At 38.0% G+C, this 24,034-nt stretch carries 20 protein-coding genes and 1 pseudogene; 14 read left to right on the plus strand and 7 right to left on the minus strand.

Going from position 1 to position 24,034, the window contains the following annotated elements; all coding sequences use genetic code 11:
• Positions 1-12: 12 nt before the first annotated feature.
• Positions 13-1,881: an ABC-F family ATP-binding cassette domain-containing protein gene (locus tag LA313_RS01205; RefSeq protein ID WP_228912782.1), complete on the minus strand. Its 1,869-nt coding sequence runs from the start codon at positions 1,879-1,881 to the stop codon at positions 13-15.
• Between the two features lie 728 nt (positions 1,882-2,609).
• On the opposite strand from LA313_RS01205, the gene LA313_RS01210 reads away from it, so the two are divergent.
• The 4 genes from LA313_RS01210 to LA313_RS01225 all read left to right on the plus strand — a co-directional run bounded on the left by LA313_RS01210 (position 2,610) and on the right by LA313_RS01225 (position 8,288).
• Positions 2,610-3,536 carry a GDP-L-fucose synthase family protein gene (locus tag LA313_RS01210; RefSeq protein WP_333473538.1) on the plus strand — a complete coding sequence of 309 codons (927 nt, stop codon included), beginning with the start codon at positions 2,610-2,612 and terminating at the stop codon, positions 3,534-3,536.
• Positions 3,537-3,693: 157 nt separating this feature from the next.
• Positions 3,694-4,392 carry an outer membrane beta-barrel protein gene (locus tag LA313_RS01215; protein ID WP_228912783.1) on the plus strand — a complete coding sequence of 233 codons (699 nt, stop codon included), beginning with the start codon at positions 3,694-3,696 and terminating at the stop codon, positions 4,390-4,392.
• Positions 4,393-5,027: 635 nt separating this feature from the next.
• Positions 5,028-5,816, plus strand: coding sequence for a polysaccharide biosynthesis/export family protein (locus LA313_RS01220; protein ID WP_228912784.1), 789 nt, complete (start codon positions 5,028-5,030; stop codon positions 5,814-5,816).
• Between the two features lie 3 nt (positions 5,817-5,819).
• The gene (locus LA313_RS01225) at positions 5,820-8,288 is read left to right on the plus strand and encodes an exopolysaccharide transport family protein (RefSeq protein WP_228912785.1); all 2,469 of its coding nucleotides are present in this window, start codon (positions 5,820-5,822) and stop codon (positions 8,286-8,288) included.
• Positions 8,289-8,550: 262 nt separating this feature from the next.
• Here LA313_RS01225 and LA313_RS01230 read toward each other — a convergent pair whose 3' ends face one another.
• The 4 genes from LA313_RS01230 to LA313_RS01245 all read right to left on the minus strand — a co-directional run bounded on the left by LA313_RS01230 (position 8,551) and on the right by LA313_RS01245 (position 12,956).
• Positions 8,551-9,972, minus strand: a complete 1,422-nt coding sequence (locus tag LA313_RS01230) for an MBOAT family O-acyltransferase (protein ID WP_228912786.1) — start codon at positions 9,970-9,972, stop codon at positions 8,551-8,553.
• A complete protein-coding gene (locus LA313_RS01235; protein WP_228912787.1) occupies positions 9,973-10,863 on the minus strand; it encodes a hypothetical protein in 891 nt (296 codons plus the stop codon).
• A gap of 68 nt (positions 10,864-10,931) precedes the next feature.
• Positions 10,932-12,239 (minus strand): ArnT family glycosyltransferase, encoded by a 1,308-nt coding sequence (locus LA313_RS01240; protein ID WP_228912788.1) that lies wholly within the window; start codon positions 12,237-12,239, stop codon positions 10,932-10,934.
• On the minus strand, positions 12,240-12,956 hold the full coding sequence (locus tag LA313_RS01245; protein ID WP_228912789.1) for a glycosyltransferase family 2 protein: 717 nt from the start codon (positions 12,954-12,956) through the stop codon (positions 12,240-12,242).
• 217 nt (positions 12,957-13,173) lie between these two features.
• Between LA313_RS01245 and LA313_RS01250 the strand changes: the two genes are divergently transcribed.
• The 10 genes and pseudogenes from LA313_RS01250 to LA313_RS01290 all read left to right on the plus strand — a co-directional run bounded on the left by LA313_RS01250 (position 13,174) and on the right by LA313_RS01290 (position 22,239).
• Positions 13,174-14,034: an ABC transporter permease gene (locus tag LA313_RS01250; RefSeq protein WP_228912790.1), complete on the plus strand. Its 861-nt coding sequence runs from the start codon at positions 13,174-13,176 to the stop codon at positions 14,032-14,034.
• Positions 14,035-14,057: 23 nt separating this feature from the next.
• Positions 14,058-15,311: an ABC transporter ATP-binding protein gene (locus LA313_RS01255; RefSeq protein WP_228912791.1), complete on the plus strand. Its 1,254-nt coding sequence runs from the start codon at positions 14,058-14,060 to the stop codon at positions 15,309-15,311.
• Positions 15,312-15,382: 71 nt separating this feature from the next.
• Complete coding sequence (locus LA313_RS01260) at positions 15,383-16,132, plus strand: class I SAM-dependent methyltransferase (protein WP_228912792.1); 750 nt, start codon at positions 15,383-15,385, stop codon at positions 16,130-16,132.
• The gene (locus tag LA313_RS01265; protein WP_228912793.1) at positions 16,129-16,800 is read left to right on the plus strand and encodes a class I SAM-dependent methyltransferase; all 672 of its coding nucleotides are present in this window, start codon (positions 16,129-16,131) and stop codon (positions 16,798-16,800) included. Before LA313_RS01260 ends, LA313_RS01265 begins: the two co-directional genes overlap by 4 nt.
• A 7-nt stretch (positions 16,801-16,807) precedes the next feature.
• The gene (locus tag LA313_RS01270; protein ID WP_228912794.1) at positions 16,808-17,617 is read left to right on the plus strand and encodes a glycosyltransferase family 2 protein; all 810 of its coding nucleotides are present in this window, start codon (positions 16,808-16,810) and stop codon (positions 17,615-17,617) included.
• Positions 17,611-17,991, plus strand: a pseudogene (locus LA313_RS16435) (glycosyltransferase family 2 protein); the annotation flags it as partial. The gene LA313_RS01270 and the pseudogene LA313_RS16435, both read left to right, overlap by 7 nt.
• A gap of 18 nt (positions 17,992-18,009) precedes the next feature.
• Positions 18,010-18,588, plus strand: a complete 579-nt coding sequence (locus LA313_RS01275) for a hypothetical protein (protein WP_228912795.1) — start codon at positions 18,010-18,012, stop codon at positions 18,586-18,588.
• Positions 18,581-19,441, plus strand: coding sequence for a glycosyltransferase (locus LA313_RS01280; protein WP_228912796.1), 861 nt, complete (start codon positions 18,581-18,583; stop codon positions 19,439-19,441). Before LA313_RS01275 ends, LA313_RS01280 begins: the two co-directional genes overlap by 8 nt.
• Positions 19,442-19,447: 6 nt before the next feature.
• Positions 19,448-21,295 carry an ATP-grasp fold amidoligase family protein gene (locus LA313_RS01285; protein WP_228912797.1) on the plus strand — a complete coding sequence of 616 codons (1,848 nt, stop codon included), beginning with the start codon at positions 19,448-19,450 and terminating at the stop codon, positions 21,293-21,295.
• Complete coding sequence (locus LA313_RS01290; protein WP_228912798.1) at positions 21,295-22,239, plus strand: glycosyltransferase family 2 protein; 945 nt, start codon at positions 21,295-21,297, stop codon at positions 22,237-22,239. The genes LA313_RS01285 and LA313_RS01290 overlap by 1 nt, the downstream gene beginning before the upstream one ends.
• 14 nt (positions 22,240-22,253) lie before the next feature.
• Here the strand turns inward: LA313_RS01290 and LA313_RS01295 are convergent, their stop codons facing one another.
• Both LA313_RS01295 and LA313_RS01300 read right to left on the minus strand, forming a co-directional pair.
• Positions 22,254-23,048: a class I SAM-dependent methyltransferase gene (locus LA313_RS01295; protein WP_228912799.1), complete on the minus strand. Its 795-nt coding sequence runs from the start codon at positions 23,046-23,048 to the stop codon at positions 22,254-22,256.
• Positions 23,049-23,060: 12 nt separating this feature from the next.
• Positions 23,061-23,993, minus strand: a complete 933-nt coding sequence (locus LA313_RS01300) for a beta-1,6-N-acetylglucosaminyltransferase (RefSeq protein WP_333473539.1) — start codon at positions 23,991-23,993, stop codon at positions 23,061-23,063.
• Positions 23,994-24,034: the final 41 nt, after the last annotated feature.

Consider the following 24,034-nt stretch of genomic DNA (forward strand, 5'->3'; position numbering starts at 1 on the left):
GAAAGGGTTTTCTTAACTTTCCATCTTCGCTCCCAATTCAAACCACCTCTCAGTTTTCTTTTCAATCTCGTCTTCGATCCTGCTTAGTTCCACAGAAGATTTTTCGATCTCTTCCGGGCTCAGGTCCTGCAGGAATTTCTTCTGGACTTCTTCCTTTTTCTTTTCCAGGTTATGGATCTCCTTTTCCAGTTTGTTGTACTCCTTCTGCTCGTTATAGTTGAGGCCGGCGGAGGTGTTGCTTTCCTTCTTCCATGATTTTTTATCGGTAGAAGTTTCAGTTTTTTCAGCAGGAGCAGCTTCAGTACTGGCTTCGTATTCTCTATAATCGGTATAATTTCCGGGGAAATCTTCGATCTCGGCTTTTCCTTTAAAAACAAACAAATGATCCACGATCTTGTCCATGAAATACCTGTCGTGGGAAACCACCACGAGACAACCGGGAAAATCGAGCAGGAAGTTTTCAAGCACGTTCAGGGTAACGATGTCTAAGTCGTTGGTAGGCTCATCAAGGATGAGGAAGTTTGGGTTCTGAATTAAAACTGTACACAGGTACAAGCGTTTCTTTTCACCCCCGCTTAGCTTCTCTACATAATCATACTGCTTCTTCCGGTCAAAAAGGAAGCGCTCCAGCAATTGCTGTGCAGAGATCTGCCGACCTTTCTTCAGCGGAATATAATCTCCGAACTCTCGTATCACATCAATAACTTTTTGTCCTTCTTTCACCTCAATTCCCCGCTGAGTATAATATCCGAACTTAATGGTTTCTCCGATAGTGATCTTTCCGGAGTCCGGTTCAAGTCCGCCGGTGAGGATGTTCAGAAAAGTGGATTTTCCGGTTCCGTTCTTTCCTATGATCCCAATACGATCCCCCGGCTGGAAGTTATAGTTGAACTTGTCAAGCAACTCAAGGTCTCCAAAGCTTTTAGACACATTATGGAATTCCACGATCTTATTCCCCAGCCGCTCCATATTGATCTCCAGTTGGACCTGGTGGTCATTGCGACGTTTGGAGGCCCTGTCTTTGATCTCGTGAAAATCCTCGATCCGGGATTTGGATTTTGTGGTCCTGGCTTTTGGCTGCCGGCGCATCCAGTCGAGTTCCTTTTTAAAAAGCTGCTTTGCCTTATCTGTATTGGTTTGCTCTGTGGTGATCCTGTCCTCTTTTTTGTCAAGATAGTAGGAGTAGTTCCCTTTATAGGTATAAAGGTTTCCGTCCTCCAGTTCTACGATCTCATTACATACACGTTCCAGGAAATACCTGTCGTGAGTAACCATAAAAATGGTAAAATTCTCCTTGCGGAAAAATTCCTCCAGCCACTCGATCATGTCCAGATCCAGGTGGTTAGTAGGTTCATCCATGATAATGAGGTCGGGCTTATTGAGGATCATTGAAGCCAGGGCAAGACGTTTCTTTTGTCCGCCGCTAAGGCTGCCTACCTTGGCATGCAGGTCTTCCAGGTTAAGCTTGAAAAGAATTTGCTTATAAGTGGATTCAAAATCCCAGGCCTGATGTGCTTCCATTTGCTCAAAGGCTTTTTGGTAAGCTTCAGAATCTTCCGGGTTTTCCAGGGCCTTTTCATAGCGCTCGATCACTTTTAGGATCTCATTATCTGAAGCAAAGATGGTTTGCTCTACCGTAAGCTTTGGATCCAGGTTTGGTTCCTGCGGAAGAAAGGCAGTGGTAATGTCTTTGCGATAGACTACATTTCCCGCATCGGGAGTATCGGCGCCCGAAAGAATGTTTAGCAGGGAAGTTTTCCCCGTTCCGTTCTTGGCTACAAATCCCACCTTGTCCCCTTCATTGATCCCAAAAGAGATATTTGAGAACAGTTCTCTTTCCCCGTAAGCCTTGGCTACATTTTCAACAGATAAATAATTCACGCAGTTATTTTTGGCAAAAGTAACATTTTAAAGGATTAATGTTTAATTAATAGGGTTTAACAAAATCGATTTGAGAATTTGAAGAGTTGAAGATGTGTAGATTTTCTTTTTGATTAGGGTGACTGATCACAGCCTGATAGTCCCGTAGGGACTTAATTTAAGTAGAAAAATTATCCACAATGATAGCTGTGCCGTTAGGTACAGGATATAGTTGTTTCATAAGGTTTTGAATTAATTATATCATTTAAATAATACCTCAATATGTAAAGTTATACCTCCGATCTTATATCCCGTACCTAGAGGCACGGAATTCTGGTTCTATTTCTAATTAGTGAGCTCCAGAGGAGCGACAGAGAGTTGGATTCGTATCAGTGCGGAAGGCTCGACACGGATCACAGATCCTCGCCATGATGAAACCTATTCCAAAATATTCTGAAGTAGATTTCTAAAGCAGCTCGGGAGGAGCGGTACCTGCAGCTCACCTGCGACGGTATAATTTCAAGCTCTAACAATATTTAAACCGCCAGCTAATATCCACAACTTAAAACCCTTTAAAACTAAATTGTTGATGATAAAATTAAGATTTGCTATGTTAGCCAAAGTATAACAGCTTGAAGAGTCAGAAAATGAATTGGAATTCCTTAAGGCCAACAGCTAAAGGCAAACAGCTAACAGCTTTTTAATTAATAAGTCTGGATCAATAAGAAAATAAAGCAGCAGCATAAATAGTGGAGAAAGAATCAAAAATATACGTGGTGGGGCATACCGGAATGGTGGGTTCGGCCATAATGAGAAAGCTGGAACAGGAAGGCTTTAAAAATGTCATTTTTCGCACCTCTGCAGAACTCGATCTTACGAAACAGGAGGCGGTTGTAGAATTCTTTGAGGCAGAAAAGCCGGAATATGTGTTTATGGCAGCTGCCAAAGTTGGTGGTATAGCTGCAAATGATACCTACAGGGCCCAATTCCTGTATGAGAACCTCATGATACAGAGCAACCTGATTCACCAAAGCTATGTACACGGAGTAAAAAAGCTACTGTTTTTAGCTTCCTCCTGTATATATCCTAAAATGGCGCTGCAACCCATTAAGGAAGAATATCTGCTTACGGGAGAGCTTGAGCCCACCAATGAACCTTACGCAATTGCCAAGATAGCGGGGGTGAAGATGTGTGAAAATTACAACCGGCAGTATGGCTGCAACTTCATATCGGTAATGCCTACAAATCTGTATGGGCCCAATGACAATTTTGACCCTGAGACCGCTCATGTGCTTCCGGCATTGCTGCGGAAATTCCATGAGGCAAAGATCACAGGTGCCGAAGAAGTAGTGGTGTGGGGAAGTGGAGAACCCCGTAGGGAATTCCTGCATGTAGATGATCTCGCCGCGGCCTGTGTCCACCTTATGAATACTTATAAAGGGAATATCAGCCTTAACATTGGCACGGGAGAAGACATAGCAATTAAGGGTTTGGCTGCTTTAATTGCGGAGATAACAGGCTATAAAGGCAAGATCACTTATGACCGCTCCAAACCAGACGGTACTCCCAGAAAATTACTGGATGTTTCTTTGGTCCATAGTTTTGGATGGCATGCAAAAATATCTTTAAGAGAAGGAATTAAAAGGGTTTATGAAAAGGTCAAAAAGCAGTGGTGAATGTTTCATCTTCTTCTCCCCCTTTATAGCGCTTTATAACAAATAAAGAGTTTAAACGTTATTAATTAACAGCTGTTGATTTAATATTGAAAAGAAATAATTGACATATCACCTTATTTTATTTTATTTGTAAACTTGTACTCCATATCCAATTCTCATGAGAAAATATTTTTTTGCCCTCCTGTTCATATTTGCCACTACCTATACCGGCTTTTCCCAAACCACTTTCGAATATGGCCTTAAAGGCGGAATAAATTATTCTATGGGCGGAGAGATCCAGGGGAATGATTCAAATACAACATATTGGGGCGGAATTGCAGAAGGGGAAGGAGCTCTTGGATTTCATGGTGGAGTTTTCGGACAGGTCAACTTTGGGAAATTCTTTATACGACCAGAGGTGGTCTATAGTTCTTTAACCCAGGAATTTGCTATTCCGAAAAGGCAAGAGAATACCGACTTTAATGTTCAGACATTTACTATTCCTTTGATGGTGGGGTACAATATCTACGGCCCGTTGGATGTTTATGCCGGCCCGGTATATTCCAATGTTTTGGATGCTCAAATTCCCGATGAGGAATTAAATGATCTAATTGTAGTGCAGAATACCCCCATAAATGCACAGATAGGAGCTAAGGTGGAGATTGGCCGTTTTGGTCTTGACGTTCGATACGAACATTCTCTGTCCGATGCAGAAAGACAGGAACTGGATTTTGTAAATACTGAATATGGGGGTAACCAGGGTGGAGCCAACAGAGCTTATTTTAATGATGCCACTATTAATCAGGTCATTGTTAGCCTTATCTTTAAAATTGGTGGACCCGGATTGAACGAAAGAAGAAGGAGAGCCTGTTACTAAATCAAGTGGGCAGTAGGCAGTGTTTTAGTGGGCAGTTTAATTTTTAGAACCAAGAGACAAGAGTCAAGAACCAGGATTTTTTAGTTTTCAGTGTTAGGTGATCAGTCTTTTTTGAGAGCCATATTTTCAGTAAGCAGGACGCAGTTTTGAAGTTGGCAGTTTCTCTTCTTAGAACCAAGAAACAAGAGACAAGAACCAAGACTTTTTTCTGTTTAGTGGCCGGTCTGCCAGTAACTAACGTCATTTCGAAGAAGCTTTTGAGCGACTGAGAAATCTGCCTCAGCTTTACTGAAAACTTGATTCCTCGTTCTCATGATGAGATCTCTCGTCGCATCTCCTTTCTGCCGAAAGAAATTGCTCTGTCGGGATGACAACTAATCCAGGACTTTTGAATGCTTTCTGTTCAGAAAAAACCGACAACCGGCAACAGGTATAACCCGCAACCCGCAACCCGCAACCCGCAACCATATTCAGGCAAGCTCAAACTGGAAACAGGCAACTGGCAACCGGCAACAACTTCTACCTTCGTACTTCTAAACTCGTATTTCGATTTAACTTCATTTAACAAACTAAACCTCCATTTATTTTATTATTAACATTCAACACCTATATTTGTCTTTACCTATTTATCCCAAATGAGTATCAGGCATTTAATTGTTATTGTTAGTGTTATATCTTTTTTTTCTTCCTGCGTTCCTACCAAAAGGTTGATGTACCTGCAGGAGGATGGTGGGGAGACAGATAGTATTATCAAGGTGGAGCGGATTCAAAAGCCTTACAGGATTCAGGTAAACGACTTGTTGAGTATTAGAGTAAAAGCCATTGATCAGGATGTGGTAGGGATGTTTAATCCTATTGGGGAGCAGAATCTTAACGCCACGGGAGAAGAAAGACTTTATTATGACGGGTTTTTAGTCGATGCTCATGGGAATATTCGGGTGCCTACATTAGGGGAAGTGAATGTGCTGGGGTTTACCGTAGAGGAGGTGAGAGAGAAGATCGAAAAAGCTCTTTTAGAGCAATATTTTAAGGAGGAGGCAAATATATTTGTCACCGTAAAGCTGGCGGGAATAAGATATACAACCATTGGAGAAATTGGTTCCGGGAGCCAGGTGATCTATAAGGAGCAGGTGACTATCATGGAAGCTATTGCCAATGCCGGGGATATTGGGGAATTTGGAGACAGGACAGATGTGGTGATCGTTAGACAATATCCGGGAGGGGAGAAGCGGCATCATATTGATCTTACCACCATAGATGCAATGCGCTCGCCCTATTATTATATCCAACCAAATGACTTGATCATAGTAAATCCTCTTCCGCAAAAAGCCTGGGGACTAGGTACCACAGGATTATCAAATTTTCAAACTTTTACTACTGTCTTGGCGTTTTTAACTTCGGCAATACTATTAATTACCAGGTGATGTATGGCACATGAAGATGATCATATTAGTGACGTAGGTTCTACCTTTGATTTTAAAGGTTTTGTACTCAAAGTATTTAGTTACTGGCAGCTTATTCTGCTTTCCATAGCTATAAGCGTGGGGGTGGCGTATTACAACAATGTTAGAAAGCTCCCAGTCTATCAGTTAGGAAATTCCATTTCTATTAAGGATGATCAAAATCCTTTTTTCACCAGTAATACCAGTCTTACCTTTAACTGGGGAGGGACTTCAGATAAGGTAAATACTGCAATGACAATCCTCCGTTCCAGGTCTCATAACGAGGAGGTGGTAGAGCGGCTTCAGTACTATGTTGGATATCAACAGGACGGGGAGTATCAGCGGGTGAACGCCTATGGCTTTACCCCTTTTAAAGTGGTAGCTGATACCACGGCATTTCAGGCTCAGGGAAATACCTTCACCATCAGTTTTAAGGATCCTGAAACCTTCACTCTTAGTACAAATTTCTCCGGAGTAACTGCCTCCGTCTTCAATTACCGTACAAAAGAATATTCTACCGTAGTGGTGGAAGAAGGTGAGTTTAAAAGAGAATACAAACTAAATGAACCTATAGATCTACCTTTTTTTAGCGGAACTCTGGTGCCCACTCATCACGCTCCTACCATTGATAAGCCTTTCTATGTGCAATTCCGGCATTTCGATGGCACCGTAGGAAGATTCCGGGGAGTTGCAGTAAATCCGCAATCACAAGGTGCTTCAGTGCTCAACTTATCCATGGTAGGAGATAACAAACCTGAAATAGTTGATTACTTAAACGGGACGGTTAGAGTGCTGAGTGAAAATATGCTAGAGCGAAAAAATCTTTTTGCTACCAAGACCATCCGGTTCATAGATAGTAGCCTCAATGTAAAAGCAATGGAGCTGCAGGTAGTAGAAGATGAACTCAATAATTTTAGGAATAAGAATTCAATACTGGATATTTCCGCGGAAAGTAGTCAATTAAATGGAAAGCTAATGACCCTTGATGTAAAAAGGGAAGAGATCGACCGGCAATTAGCTTATTATGAAACCCTAGAAGATTATCTGCGAAACAGGAGTGATTATTCAGACGTGCCTGCACCTTCGGTTGCCGGTATTTCGGAAGGGAGTATAGTAAGTGGAGTTGGAAGGATCCTTACTCTGGCTGAAGAGCGTCGTAAGTATGAGTACTCCCTTCAGGAGAATTCTCCTGTTTTTAAAGATATTGACCGGCAGATCAATGCGGTAAAAGACGTGCTGCTGGAGAATATGACTTCTTCCCAAGATCTTTTGAGGGATGAACTGCGGGATATTAACCGGGACATTACATTGGCAGAAGGAGAAATTAAGAAATTGCCTCAGGAGGAACAGGACCTTATTAAGATCCAGCGAAAATATTCCCTGAGTGAAAAGACTTATAACCTGTTCCTGGAGAAACGCAGCGAAGCTGGACTTATTAAAGCGGCAAATGTGAGTGATGTGATGGTCATTGATACCGCAAAGGATACCGGCGGCGGACAGATTGGACCAAACACTCAGTTAAATTATGTAATGGCATTAATGGTAGGGGGAATGATCCCTCTTACATTTGTTTTTCTCTTGGTTTTCCTAAATACGAATGTTCACAACGCCCAGGAGGTAACCCGATTGTCACCCATTCCTATTCTTGGTATGATCGGGAAAAGCAAAATGGATACAAATCTCGCTGTGTTCAATAAACCTAAATCGGCTATTGCTGAAGGTTTTCGTGGCCTCCGATCGAGTCTGCAGTTCATGTACAAGAAGCAGGGGGTTAAAGGCTCTAAAACTGTTCTTATTACCTCCTCGGTTTCCGGGGAAGGAAAGACTTTCTGTGCCATGAACCTCGCCACGGTTTTCGCTCTGAGTGAGAAGAAGACTTTGCTGTTGGGTGCCGACTTGCGTAAGCCGAAGATCTTTGATGATTTTAAGATCAATAATGAAGTGGGGGTGGTAAATTACTTGATAGGGCAAGAGTCTCTGGATACAATCATTCAGCCGAGTATGGTGCCGCACCTTGATGTGATCACTGCCGGGCCTATTCCCCCAAATCCTTCCGAGTTGCTCATGAACGAGCAGATGGAAACCTTAATGGCTGAGCTTAAAGAGCGTTATGATTATATCATCATGGATACTCCGCCGGTGGGTGTGGTTGCCGATGCCCTCAACCTTATCAAATACGCTGATGCTACTTTATATCTTATTCGCCAGGATTACACCAAGCGTGGAATGCTGGAGGTGATCAATGAGAAATACAACAAAGGCGAAGTAAAAAACATCTCCTTCGTACTCAACCACTTTGTGCACAGAGCTAAATATGGGTATGGTTATGGCTACGGCTACGGCTACGGTTACGGCTATGGTTACGGGCAATACGGAAAAGGCTACGGACAGCAGGAAACCATGAAGAGCAGACTGAAGAAAAAGTGGAGGGAAGTACTTCGAAATTTCGAATAACAGTTGTCGGATTGCCAATTTCTTGAAAAGAAAATTTAGAAAGGTTAGATCATTTTCAGAAATGTTCTTCTTCAAAAGAAGCCCATCCTTATGGTACTACCCTAGCAGTTTAATTTTTTATTTTTCCAACAAATAAAAAACATTAAAAAACTGATAGGAATTCACCTTTTTCTTATCGTGAGATGTGCTTTCCGGTTTTGAAATTGATTTTAAGCCTACAGAGCTAATAGGCCTTTTAAAAAGAAGTTATTAATTTTTATATTCAAAATTGGAAGTAAATAAAATCTTTAGATTCTTCAAAATAACCAAAAACTATTATTACAACTATTAGAATTGAAGTTTTAAGAATTACATTTCTACCACATAATGGTTGTTCTTGATTTCTATGGAGCCATTCTATTGCTATAAAAGAAGTTAGAACGAATAAAATCTCAAAAAAAGGATAAAAAAATATTTCGTCTAATCCCCTCCAGTTGTCATAGGTTAAAAGTCTTAGAATATATTGCACAGCCATAAACAAGTCTGTTGATCTAAAAAAGATCCATGCAAAACTTATAATTGAAAAAGTAAAGAAGATTTTAGAGATTTCCCTTAAAGAAGAGGTTGGAGTGTCCTCCAAGTATTTGCGATTACCGGCCATCCATAGAAGTGGAATAAAAAAGAGTGCATGGAGTAGCCCCCAAATTAAAAAAGTCCAATTTGCCCCATGCCAAAATCCACTCACTAAAAATATTATAACAATGTTCCTCGTCGTCATCCATCTATTACCTTTTGAGCCCCCTAGAGGGATATACAAATAATCCCTAAACCATGTTGAAAGCGAAATGTGCCATCTTCTCCAGAATTCACCAATATTTCTAGAAAAATAGGGGTAATTAAAATTGCGCATGAGCTTGAAACCAAGGAGCCGTGCTGATCCAATAGCTATATCGCTGTAACCGGAAAAATCTCCATAGATTTGGAAAGAGAAAAGGAATATTCCCAAAACCAGTACTTCAGCACTGAGGCTTGTATAATTTTCAAAAATATTATTTACAAGTTGAGCACAATTGTCGGCAATTACCACTTTTTTAAAAAGTCCCCAAAGAATCAAATTGAATCCAGATTTAGATTCCTCTAGGTTAAATATTCTTCGGGAATGAAATTGAGGTAGTAAATTTTTAGCACGTTCAATAGGCCCTGCCACTAACTGCGGGAAAAAAGCAACATAAGTTGCAAAATTGAGAAAATTATTAGTTGCCTGGATTCGCTTCTTATAGATATCAATAGTATAGCTAAGGGTTTGAAATGTATAGAAGGAAATACCTATAGGAAGAATTATTTTCATGCTCCACATATTCATTTGGACACCCAATCCTGACCAGGCACTAATCCAATTTTCTATGAAGAAGTTAAAATATTTGAAAAAAAATAAGAGTCCGAGATTCAGAATAATACTAGCGGCTAATAAAATCTTTCTTTGTGTCTTATCGGTTTCTTTTTCTAATTTTATCCCAATTGCATAGTCAACAAGCGTGCTGACAAAAATTAAAAGCAAAAATCTATAGTCCCACCAGCCGTAAAAAAAATAACTTCCAAGGAACAACAATATATTTTGTGCTCTAACAGATTTTCTTAGTAGTCCCCAGTACAAGAGAATAATAGCAGGTAAAAATAGAGCATATGTAATGGTATTAAACAGCATTTAATTTTCGAGAATTCTACTTATTTCCGAAGAAAGTTTGTAGGTGAAATATGTAGCTCCAGCCTTATTCAAATGAAATGTGTCATAAAAAAATTCCGGATTACCAGACATTTCATCTTGTGAAAAATCTAAAAAATGTACATTTGGTAAATCTGAAGTAATATTGTGTATTTCTGCTATTATTAGCTTCCTAAGTGGAGAGGATATAATAGCTCGTTCCTTAAGTTCTGGTGCCCACACTAAAAATACTTTTTTTTGGAGTGGAATTTTTTTCTGTAAAAAAAATCTTGTATGGTTCAAACCATCCCGATATCTTGAGATGTTTAGAGGCTTTAGGTTTTCAAGCTCAAGTCTCTTGAGATTATTTACATCTCGTTCAAAATTCTTGTCATAAGGTGTAAAACCTTTTTCCGTGGGATATATGGAATAACTTTTTCCGAAAAAAGAAAATATCCCTTTGACGAGAAGAGGCTTATAGTGGTTATATTTTAAAAGAGTAACCCAGGCGTGCCTTCCAAAGTGTGGGTCAATTGAATTTAATTCTTCACGTAAGTATTTATTTTCTAAAAATGGTAAAAATTGATAACGTTCAGGAACTTCCTTTGATGAAACGAAATGGGCCAAATCTAAATTATGAATTATCATTTTGGGCGGCTCATTATTTTCTACATAAGCCTCTAGCTTAACCTCTTGAAGGTTGTACGAACCCGCATTAAAACTGAGGTTGAAAGAACTTAAGCCAAGTTGCTCCTCCAAAACGGAAGGATCATATCCAACTGCTCCTCTCGAAGAACCAAGAACCAATAAATCAGCATTTATTTCTCCTCTGATAATATGATCCCAATCCTGAAAAATACTGCGATCAATTTTTTTCAGTCCCGAATCAGCCATTAGTTGAACGGAAAGTGCTATTACGTAAGAAGTTAAAGCCAGTTTGATAATGTAAATAAAAAAGATTCTCAGTTCATTGTATTTTTAAATTTATACTCTTTATTCTCTCTTTTTAATTTCTCCACTTTTACATTTATCGCATAAACTAGTAATAGTAATTCCAGCGCCGCCTGTGGCATCCTGAACCGGAAACCTGAGTAGGTGATTATGGTTATCCCAATTGTGGACAGGATCAAGCCTATGGCCAGAGTAAGAACCAATTTATTGCGGGAAAATATTAAAAGGTATATCAAAGCTACTAATGCCAATAGATGAAACATCCACCTTCCTGTCTCCAGAACACCCGGTTTGGGAGTTTCAGGAAAAGGATTAAAAGCACTCACCAACTTTTTACCAACAATTGGAACCACCATTTCAGGATGTGTATTGATGAAATGAATAGTCGCGTCTTTGTACAGCTGTAACATCTCAACTTCACCATAGCCTTTATTTCTGTTGAAGTCATAATCTTCCAATACCAGACCTTCATTGGCTAAATCTCCTTTGGTGTTTGTGTGTTCGGCTATAACATTTTTGTTCCAGCCTTTAGCCATGACCGCACCTGAAGATGTAGTTAGAATAAGGGAGTTAGTATCCAGAACAATCGAATTTCTTATGATCCAAATGGACACCACGGCCACAGCAAGAAGTGAGGTAATGAGTAAGCTTTTAAATTTAATTTGCCGGTAAAGAAAGAGTATAAACCAGACTGTAAAAGGTAGAAAGAGATAATATGGATGCGACAGGATCAAGAGCCCACCTACAAACCCCTGTGGTATGGGACCTGATTTTTTCTGCACATTCCTGATCAATAGATATATCCATAAGGTAATGAAGAAGAAAGTAACAGGTTCAGAAAGGAACACCCGGGAATAAATTTGCCATGCGGGACTAATTGCATAGAGAAAGCTGCCGATTATTACCAGGACCTCTTTCAGTTTTAGAAGCTTCAGGGTTCTATAAAAAATAAATATACCCAGAAAATGAAGAAGAAATTTGAATATGAGAATATAGGTGAGTTGATAGCCAAAAATGAGGAAGATACCTGCTATGATTAGCGGCCAAACCGGAGGACGCCAGGTACTGTGGTTTGCAAAGTGCAACTTCTCTTCTGATATCTTGTTCCCCTTAAAGCTATTTATTAAACCTCCTTCTGTGATTAGATGTCCGTACTTTCCATGTTGGGCTAAACTCACCCCCAGACCGACAAAACTGGCAGCATCGCCATCAGATTCATACTTTGTGCTTTCAGCTATGTAGAAGTTATAGCCGGTAATAAGGATAAATATGGGTCCCAAAAAGATCTTTAAGTAAAAAGGACCGGCTAGAAACTTCATTTATCTTGTGATGATATTATACTTAAATACGCACCAGAGTGCTCTTACCCCATCTTTCCAATTGATCTTCTTTCCTTCATCATAAGTACGGCCATAATAAGAAATCCCTACCTCATAGATCCTGATCTTTGGAATCCTGCTTATTTTAGCCGTAACCTCAGGTTCAAATCCGAATCTCTTTTCCTTCATCACCAGGCTCTTAAGGATCTCTGCTCTAAAGAGCTTATAGCAGGTTTCCATGTCTGTCAGATTTAAATTGGTGAAAGCGTTGCTGAGGGTAGTCAGAAATTTGTTTCCTATGGTGTGCCAGAAGAAAAGGATACGGTGGGGATTGCCACCCATGAATCTGGAGCCGTAAACGACATCAGCCTTACCGTCCAACATCGGTTTTAAAAGGATATTATATTCATTCGGGTCATATTCAAGGTCGGCATCCTGAATAATAATATAATCTCCGGTAGCCATTTCGATCCCCTTGTGTAGGGCAGCCCCTTTTCCCTGGTTATATTTTTGGTTATACAAAAAGACCGGAACTTCGGGGTGTGATGCTATGAATTGTTCAATCAGTGTCTTAGTGGCATCAGTTGAATGATCATTCACTATTATGATCTCTTTCTCAAGAGAGAAATCCAGCTTAAGATCCCTCAGAGTCTCTAGAATAGAAGTGATGGTTTCTTCTTCGTTATAAGCCGGAATTAAAACAGATAATCTTTTCAAATGAAAAAGCGCTTGGACAAAGACAAATATAGATTTTCCAACCAGAAAAACTAATTTTTCTTGTTAGAGCTTTGCGGCTCGGTTAAAGTACCCTCTCCCGGAAAAGCAGAGTTTCATTGCATATGGTTTAAAAGAAAAGAAAGTAAATTTTCTCCGAAATCCACTCCTACTTCGGGAAATCTTCTAACTTCGTATTTTAAACCCAAACAGCCAAAAATTGACTGAAGAAAACCAGGATTGGCTCTATGAAATTACCCCCAAACGGAAGCTGATCGACCTGAATTTCGGGGAGATATGGCGATACCGCGATTTGTTGATCCTGTTTGTGAAGCGGAATATTGTGACTGTTTATAAACAGACTATTCTGGGCCCCTTGTGGTATTTTATTCAGCCGTTGTTTACTGCAATTACGTTCACCCTTGTATTTAATAAAATTGCCAATGTCCCCACAGGGGAGGTCCCTCCTTTTTTATTTAATCTTACCGGCATTACAGCATGGAATTACTTTGCTCAATGTCTTACCGGCACCTCAAGTACCTTCCAGGCCAATGCAGGTATTTTTGGAAAAGTTTATTTCCCACGGGTAATCATGCCACTTTCCAACGTGATCACCAATTTATTCAAATTTGGAATACAAATGGGGGTGCTGTTGATTGCCTATCTTTATGCTGTGGCTAGTGGAATTGAAATTGAACCAAACATCAACCTACTTCTTTTTCCGGTTTACATCATAATGATGGCTTTCATGGGATTGGGACTTGGAATGATCATTTCTGCTTTTACAACAAAATATAGGGATCTCTCTGTATTGGTAGGTTTTGCAACTTCTCTTTTATTGTATATTTCTGCAGTACCTTATCCTCTGGCTGAGGTTGAAAAGGAGATGCCCGAGTACGCATGGATAGTACAATACAACCCATTAACGCACATTATAGAGGGATTCAGGTTTATGATCCTGGATACCGGCATTTTTAGCTGGTACGGATTTCTATATACCCTTTTTATCTCAATTTTTCTGTTTCTGACAGGACTGATAGTTTTTAATCGAACAGAAAAGAATTTTATTGATACTGTGTAAGCATGGTTAATTGAATAGTGGATATGAGTAATATTTTAAAAGCTGAAGATATTTCTAAACAATACAGACTCGGTTTAGTGGGGACCGGGACACTTAGTGATGATCTTAAGCGATGGTGGTATAAAATGCAGGGAAAAGAAGATCCCTTTCTTAAGGTAGGCGGCATTAATGACAGGAGCATAAAAGCTGTCGAAGATTATGTATGGGCTTTACGCGATATAAATTTTGAAGTAAAACAGGGGGAAGTTTTAGGGATTATTGGAAAGAACGGCGCCGGGAAATCTACATTATTAAAAATTCTGTCTCGGGTCACCGCTCCAACCACTGGAAGTATTAAAACCAAGGGGCGTATTGCCTCTTTACTGGAAGTAGGTACAGGCTTTCATGCAGAACTTACCGGCCGTGAAAATATTTTTATGAACGGTGCAGTACTTGGAATGACTAAGGCGGACATTAAAAATAAATTAGATGAAATTATCGATTTCTCCGGTTGCGAAAAATATATAGATACTCCCGTCAAAAGATATAGCAGTGGAATGACTGTCCGTTTAGGATTTGCCGTTGCTGCACACCTGGAGCCGGAAATTTTAGTAATTGACGAAGTCTTGGCCGTAGGAGATGCTGAATTTCAAAAAAAAGCCATTGGGAAAATACAGAACCTTTCAAGTGGTGAAGGTAGAACTGTAATCTTTGTGAGCCATGACTTAAGTGCAGTTAGTACAATTACAGAAAAAACTATTGTTTTGGGCAATGGAGAAATTATTGCCTTTGAGGAGACAAATAAAGCAATAGCTGTCTATTCTAAAGCCGATAGAGATCAAAATATTTATACTCAGGAACCCGCTAACAGTAGTCCTTCTGTAACTAAGGTGAAAATTTTGACATCGGAAGGTGGAACAATTCAGCGAAATAGAGGTGAATTAACTATCGAATTTGAAATAAACATGCCAGCTGCCAATATGCAGAATCTGGGATTGTCTTTTCAAATTTTAAACCATTTACAGACGCCTATTTTGTATGATTATATTTTTGATATTTATACCCCCTTTTGTAGGTTAAAGGGTAAGAATGTCCTTTCCTTTACATATGATGAATTATTACTTTATAAGGGTAATTACAGTCTAAAAGTTCATTTGGCAGATACAAAATCAAGAATTAAGTTTCAGGAAATTGATTGTTGTTCCTTTCAAGTAGAAATGATAGGACAGAAAGAACCAGAATGGGGCTGGCAAAAAAATGTCTGCCAATATCTGGATAAGGGAAGGTGGAGAATTTAAACCTTATGCGGCAAAAAGGCATTAGTTGCAGTTGCTCTAGGTTTAATTAATGTAGTTGTAAAAAGCAGATCATGAGCGACTTAAAAACATATAATCATTTATTCTATCAGAACCAGGTTCTAGAATCGACAAATTCCGCAAAACACATAGTTCCACTCATAAATGAGTGGTTTCTTCCTAAATCTATAATAGATGTAGGATGCGGTGTTGGATCATGGCTAAATATCTGGAAGAATTGCAAAAATGTTATCGAAGTTAAAGGTGTTGATGCTCATTTCGTAGATAAATCACTTTTTCTAATAGATGATTTAAACGAATTTATTGAAGCAGATTTAAATAAAAATTTGCCGCACCTAAAAAAATTTGATGTGGCAATGTGTCTCGAAGTAGCTGAACATCTTGATGAAAAAAGAGCAGTTTCTTTTATAAAAGACTTAACGGATTTATCAGATGTTATTGTTTTTTCAGCTGCTATTCCTGGACAGGAAGGAACAAATCATGTTAATGAACAATTTTTAAAATATTGGGTTGAAAAATTTAATAAATATGATTATAAATGTTATGATGTAATTAGGCCGCTGATCTGGGAAGTCGAAACGATTTCTTGGTGGTTCAGACAAAATATTGTGTTATTTATTAAAGAGGGAGCCACTTTAGAAATAGATTTGTCAAATATGCAAACTTTTAATTGTTTTGATTTGGTTCGAAAAGAACTATTAATTCATAAAATTGACAAATACAATGAGCTTGTCAATTTGAATAAAAAGAAAAATACTTCTATCACGAGGATATTAAAAAAGGCCTTTAATAATTTTAGATGAGAAAAGAGCATTTGGATAGATTCAAGGACTCTACAGTAATTGATATTTCTAATCATTACTATTTAGTTTATAAACCTCTAATTCGGGATATTAAGTATGCTATAAATAATTATAGTGCGGGAAAAGTTTTAGATATAGGGTGCGGTAATAAACCATATAAAAGCTTGTTTGAAAATAAGTGTGATGAGTATGTGGGGTGTGATATTGTTCAATCTAGTGAAAAATGTGTTGATATTATTTGTGACGCAACAAATATTCCTTTAGATGATAATTCAATTGACACCATTTTTTGTACACAAGTAATAGAACATGTGGATGATCACAATAGACTATTAAAAGAAATCTTTCGATTGTTAAAACCTGATGGTCATATAATATTATCAGGTCCGATGTATTGGCATTTGCATGAAGAACCTTACGATTTTTTTCGATTTACAAAGTATGGTTTCAAATTTATATTTGAAAATCAAGGATTACGACCTGTTGAAATACTTGCTAATGGAGGTAAATGGGCGACTTTTGGTCAAATGGTAATACATACCTTTCCGAATTTCTTAATCAAAAGAAAACTTTTTAGAAAATACAGTAATATGTTTTTCTCATATTTAGATGACAAGTACTATTATGATTATAATACCATGAACTATTTAGTAATAGCAAAAAAATAGTTGAAGCATGGACCCTAAACTAAGTGTTATAATACCATGCTTTAATTCAGAGAAAACTTTAGAAGAGACTTTGAACTCTGTACTTAACCAAAGGCACCAAAACTGGGAAGCTCTTATAATAAATGATGGTTCTAATGATGGTACTGAGGCTATTGCTTCAGTGTGGATAGAGAAAGATAAACGAATTAAGTATTTCTCTAAAGAAAATGAAGGACTGGGGAAATCAAGAAACTTTGGTATTTCTAATGCAGCTGGCGAATATATTTTACCGTTAGATTCAGATAATTTGGTAGTTGAAGATTTTGCTGAAAAAGCAGTCGCCTTTTTAGATTCTCATCATGAAGTAGGGGTCGTACACGGTCATGCGGAATATTTTGGTGAAAAAACAGGTATATGGGCCATTGATGAATTTAACCTGGAAAAAATACTCGTAGGTAATTATATTGATGCCTGTGCAATTTATAGAAAAGAGCTTTGGGAAAAAGTTGGTGGATATGACGAAAATATGCCCTATCAAGGTCATGAAGATTGGGATTTTTGGATCGCTTTAGGAATACAAAACGTCAGATTTTATCATCTAAATCAAATAACCTTTAGATATTGCGTTTGTGGTGGATCTATGATTAATTCATTTAATCGTGAAATGTTATTGTTGAACCAGGACTACTTAGTTCAAAAATATTCGAGAGTTTTTCATAAATACTATTCCAGACTTTACAGTCAAAATGAATCTTTTAATTCTGAACAATGTAAAAATAAAACTTCACAGGATTTGGTAAGTGAATTATTGTCAAGAATAAAAAAGGCCTTATGGTAACAAAAGCTCCTCTTGTATCTGTAATATTACCCAATTATAATCACGAAAAATACTTAAAACAGCGATTGGAAAGTATCTTCAATCAGACCGTTCAGGACATTGAAGTTATTCTTCTAGATGATTTCAGTACGGATAACAGTCGGAATATACTGTTGCAATATTCCAGACATTCCAAGGTAAGTCAGTGTATCTTTAACGAAGCCAATTCCGGGAGCACCTTTAAACAATGGGACAAAGGAATAGCTTTGGCTAAGGGAAAATTTGTATGGATCGCAGAATCTGATGATTTCTGTGAGGATATCTTTCTTGAGCGACTCTTAGAGCCTCATTTTGTTGATCACACCTTAGCTTTATCCTTTTGCCAATCTCACCGGGTCGATTCAGGAGGTGAAGTGACAGGAAACTGGATCACTCATACTGCAGAACATGGGAAAAATGCTTTTGAAAAGGATTTTAAAATGGATGGGAATGTATTTATTGAAAATTATTTGATTCATAAAAACGTAATTCCCAATGTCAGTGCTGTACTTTTCAGAAAAATTGGACTAAATAAAATTGCTCCCCTGAGGTTTGAACCCTTTATGAGGTATAATGCAGACTGGTTCTATTATATTCAGCTTCTTTGCAATTCTAATGTATATTTTGTGGCTGAGACTTTAAATTATTTTAGGTACCACGAAAGTAGCGTGATTGCTAAGGCAGGCGGAGAAAGTGGCTGGGTTAAGATATTTAGAATGGAATTGGAAGTTAGGAAGACAATGATTAAGTTTCTTTCAAAAGAAAATTTACCCAATTTTGATAAAGTACAAAAACAGGCAAGGATAGGGGATAACAGGTTATATCAATTGACGGCCCGGAGCCTCATTAATAGGCAAAACTATTTAAAAGGATTAGTTTTGGTCTGGAATAAGCCATACTTATTAAAAAAAGCCTTAAAACATACCTTTAAGAAAATCATTCAGGATGGTTGATATTTCTGTTGTTGTTTGTTCAAGGGAGACTGAGCTTTTAAAAAATTTACAAGAAAATATAAAGGCTACCATTGGGTGTCGACACGAAATAATCAGTGTGGATAATAAAGAAAATCAATACTCGATTTTTGAAGCCTATAACCTTGGAATTCAAAAAAGTAAATTTGAAATTATTTGTTTTCTCCACGAGGATATTCAGATACACACTAGAAATTGGGGCAAAATTATTCATCGCTTATTTGTAGAACATAAAGAGGCGGGAATAATTGGTTTAGCGGGAAGTAAGGTGAAATCTAATGTGCCCGCCGGTTGGTGGGAACACGAAAGAAGATTTTTAGTTAAAAACCTTATTCAACATAGGCCAAATGGAGTAAAAGAACATATAGAGTTAGGATTTGAAGCTGGTGATCTTCAGGAAGCTGTAATCGTGGATGGCGTTTTTATAAGCATGAAAAAGAAAAAGGGTGTATGTTTTAACGAAATGCTAGAAGGATTTCATAATTACGACCAAAGCATTTGTCTGGACTACATTAAAAAGGGCCATAAAGTTTTTGTGACGAATCAGGTCTTAATTGAACATTTTTCCAATGGCCGAATTGATGGCACCTGGGTAAATTCGATGCACAAATTTCATCGGTTATATAAAAATGATTTACCAAAAGTTGTTTCGGGTACAGCTATTGACAAAGTTCAAAGGGAAAAATATTTGATTAATTATATCATTCATTGTAAAAGTACCGGAAACCAGAAACTTGCTTTTCTATATTGGCTAAAACTCCTAAAGCAGAATCCACTTTCAAAAAAACACAAATTTCTTCTCTCAGATTTTTGGCGTTATTTTATAACAAAATGATATTTTTTGAGTTTAGCAGTAGTAATACCGTACTATAAGAAGAACTTCTTCTTCGAATGTCTTGATTCACTTTCACGTCAATCAAACAAAAACTTCATAGTCTATGTAGGTAATGATGCTTCCCCGGAAAATCCTTTGGATATCATCTCACATTTTTCACAAGATCTGGACATAAAGTACCATTACTTCCCGGAGAACATGGGAGGCGTTTCTTTGACTAAGCAATGGCATAGGTGTATCAACCTTTCCCAGGGAGAAAAGTGGATCATGATTCTCGGGGATGATGATTATCTAAGTTCCAATTATGTGGAGGAGTTTTACAGGAATTTGGAAGATATTGAGAATCGCAACATAAAAGTGGTACGTTATGCATCTAAAATTCACAGAACTTCGTCTGGAGAGGTTTCAAAAAAATTCACGCACCCTAAGATCGAGAAATCAACTGATTTTATTTACAGGAGATATTTCGAAGTTTCTCGGGGCTCATTAACCGAACAAATTTTTAGGAGAGATCAATTCCTGAAGTATGGTTTTCATGATTTTCCCTTAGCTTGGGGTGCAGATCTCATGGCTTGGTTAGAATTCAGCGAATTTGAAAAAAATTATGCTATTAACGATGCTACAGCTTTTTTCAGAATTTCTGATCATAACATTTCGCGGGGTGGGTATCTTGAGGAGACAAAGCAGAATGCGAGGGTTATATTTTTTTCAAAATTAATATATGATTATATAGAAAAGTTTGAGCCTTATCAAAGGTTAAAACTCATTCTCTTGTTTGAACAAATTCTTTATACCACAGAACAATTTTCTTTCCTGCATTGGTTCAAACTTTCTCATTTAATTTTGAAAGAGGGAGGTTTGTTGCAGCTGGCTAAATTCAATAGAAGGTCAATGTTAAAATTATCTACATTGTTTGTGGGAAGAGAAACGTTTAAAAATGCTCTCCAAAATAATCTTTCTGGAATTAAACTGCGTTTCTATCGTCTGAGAAGGAAAGTATATCGTCAAAGAGAAAATCTGGAGAAAACTGAATTCGAAAGAAGGATTTGGAAGCGTCAACAATTGTACTTTGGTAATGATCATCTCCGCTCAATAGTCTTATTTAAACTGTACAGACAAGAGGATTGGTCTACATGGAAAAACATGGATCTATGGCAAAGGAGACTTGAAAACAAATGGAATGCTAAGGAATTCGCTCTTAAAGCCGGTTGCAAGGTAGCTGAAGTGTATTGGCGTGGACGCAGAGAAGACTTCGAATCTTTGGATTTGTCTATTTTGCCTAAGACCTTTATCGTTAAACCTATCCTTGGTGAAGCCAGTAAAAATGTCTTTCTAATGAAGGATGGATATAATTTGTTCGATAAAAAATCATATTCTTTTTCAGATTTGCGAATAGCCATAAATATTTTATATAAATCTGTCGGAGTAACAGAAATAATCATTGAAGAGTTTTTGTCAAATGAAGCTGGAGAAATTAAGGTTCCAAATGATTACCGTTTCTATACATTTAATGGGAAGATAAGATTTATTCAACTGGATAAAAGGACCGGTTTTGCCAAAGAACAGGTTTCGTTCTATACCGAGAATTGGGATCTAATAAAAGAAAAAGTTCTGATTGATGCTTCAGTTGATAAATATGATCCTCCACCCGCTTGTTTGCAAGAAATGATTCGTGAGGTGAAAAAATTGAGTACACATTACAAATTGTTTTGCAGGATAGATTTTTACGCTTCTTCTAGAGGTGCTATTTTTGGAGAATTTACACCCACTCCAAGAAAAGGGAAAAATCTTACCCGGTACGGGAATAGAGAACTAATTGAGGCGTGGGATAATTATTGTAACGGAATGGTGTGATGGATCAGCTAAAAGTTTCAGTTATAATACCCGTCTTTAACAGAGCTAATCTCATTGGAGAAACAATAGATTCAGTTTTATCGCAGTCATACACAAATTGGGAGTGTATAGTCGTAGACGATGGCTCGACTGATGGAATAAAAGAAATACTGGAGGAATATTGTAATAAGTACGAAAGGATTAGATTTTTTAAGCGCCCAGAAGGCAAACCTAAAGGTGCTAATTCCTGTCGAAACTTTGGTTTTGAAAAAAGCAGTGGTGATTACGTCATTTGGTTTGATAGTGATGATCTTATGACTGCTAACCACATTGAGGAAAAAGTAGTAGCTCTTGAAGCTTCTAATGCAGATTTTGTGATCGCGAAAACTGCTAATTTTGAGGGAGACGAACTCCTGGAGCCTTATCAATATGAAAAGAAATCCTCCGGTATAAAAGCAGCAGACTTTGTACTTTCAAAGATCCACTGGTATACTTATGATGTAATACTGAAGAGAGAGGTAGCCAATCAAATTAGCTGGAATGAAAAAATGAAGTCCTGGCAGGACTACAATTACTTCTGTAAAATGTTGTTAGTTACAGAAAACGGTATTTACCTGGATGAGGTTCTCACTCACAGGAGATTGCATTCTAAGTCAATTCAAAAAGAACTTCTCGCAAGTCCGGTTAATTTCCATAATGAACTTCTTGAAAACCGGATCCTTACCTTTCATGATGTTTCGGCACAGATGGATGCCGGGACCAGAAAAGAGATGCTCTACGCTTTGATGAACCATTGCTTTGAGCTTGCGAAACTCAGATCTGTTTCTAAGAAATGGTTTCAAGTCCTCTCTCTTGTAAAAAAACATCTAGGTTTTGAGTTCGCAACTGTTTTTGGGGTTTCTCTTTTTGCCGGACTTTCTTCAGGTAGAGGATTTGCTCTCCTTGAAAGAGCTAAAAAACGCTAGTAAAAAATTCTTTTCTAACTGCTCTTTGAGCAAAAATAAATAGATTCTTTTTCCGGGAAGCCGAACCTGAATTTTTCTTCCTCTGTAAATTCATGTGTATATTTTATGTCGTGGACTTTAAATCCTGCTGATTCCAGTCTTCGAGGATAGTCGAGACCGTACCAGCGAACGTGATCGATCTGTCCGAACGCAGCATATCTTTCTTCGGGAGTTATCTTGGAGAAGTCCTCATACGTTTTCTCTCTGTTGAAAGCAATGGGTACCTGAAAAATTCCCCACCCGCTTTTCTTCATTACCCTGAAAAGTTCAGTCATTGCTTTTTTATCGTCAATGATATGTTCCAGAACATGATTGCAGAGGATAATGTCAAACGTTTCACTTTTGAAATCTATAGAGGTTATATCGATCTCATATATCTGAGTATTTCTGTTGAATTTGTACATCCCGGGATCGATGTCACAAGGAAAGTATTCTATGTCGGGACGTTTTGAAAAGATATCATAGAATGCTTTTTCAGGAGCAAAGTGCAACAACTTTAGCTTTTCCTTTTTTTCTCTGAATAATTCAGTTTCCCCGTTAAGATACTGGAAGAGCAGTCTATGCCTTTTCATCGAGCCACAATTAGTGCACTTTTCATTTGGGACATTTTTAAAAGGCTCAAAGATACGATACTGATGATCACAGATATTACAAGTAACTTCATTACCTGCATACTCTCTTTCAAGCTGCTGCTTTTTCCTGTATTTTCTAAAATTGCGGTAGTTGTACTTTACCCTCTCCGGAAGGAATTTCTTTATAGTTTCTCTCATGTGGTTCGCAATCTATTGGAGTAATTCCTGATCCAAAAGGTCAAGAATGGTTGTATCAATGGTAATATCAAATTTCCTGGCGAAAAGTTTTTCTACCGATGCCAATTTTAGTTCTTCCAGATCTTCTTTTTCAAAGGTTACTGGTAAAGGTGTATTTTTTCGATCCCAGTTTACATAAGTCAGTGAAGGGGCGACAGGTCCATCCAGGGTTGCCATGATGCTATGGAAAAAAATCTCGTCCGGAATTAGAGTATATTTGTGATAAACCAGGTAATCTGGATGTTCATCAATAAAGTTCAGGATTTCTTTTACCTTCAGCATAGGCAAAGCCCACCACTGACCGCCTCCGTAAGGTTTGAGATAGGAAGGAAATCTTCTTTTTTTTAAAACCAAAGGGATTAATTGAGCCCTGCCGGATTTACGCAGGAAATTAAGTTTTCCAGCAGTTTCCAAGCTGTAAAAATCTTTATCAAAGATCGAGGACAACTGAAGAAAATGTTTCCTTTTCGGAGTTTTATCTATTTTATATTTTTCAATTCTGTCGAAACCATTTTTCCAATTGGGATGAGGCAAAGAAAATGTGGAGATAAAGGAGGTGCCATTCTCATTTTCTAAGAAGTCCTGGATCTCCTTGTTTGGTCTGAGGGGATAATCCTGGCCGCTCAAAAGAATACAATATCCGCTTCTTTCTTCTTCAACAACTTGTCTCATTGCATTAATAGTGGCTGTGACAATTCCAATGTCACCCCAGATACAGGATTGACGTTGCTCTTCTTTCAGGAAGAATATTTGGTGTTGATCAGCCAACTCTTTCAGGAAAGGAGAAATTTCGACATTTCTGTCGATGTGGACATAGAACCGGCATCCAGGGTGCTGAAGCCTCAAAATTAATCTCCCTAGCTGAATCGGATTTTTATGTGCTAAAATGATGTAGTTTAGATCCACTCGTTCATATCTTCTTTTTTCAAAAAGGAAACCTATATTTA

Source organism: Salinimicrobium sediminilitoris, from assembly GCF_020866905.1.
GTDB lineage: Bacteria > Bacteroidota > Bacteroidia > Flavobacteriales > Flavobacteriaceae > Salinimicrobium > Salinimicrobium sediminilitoris.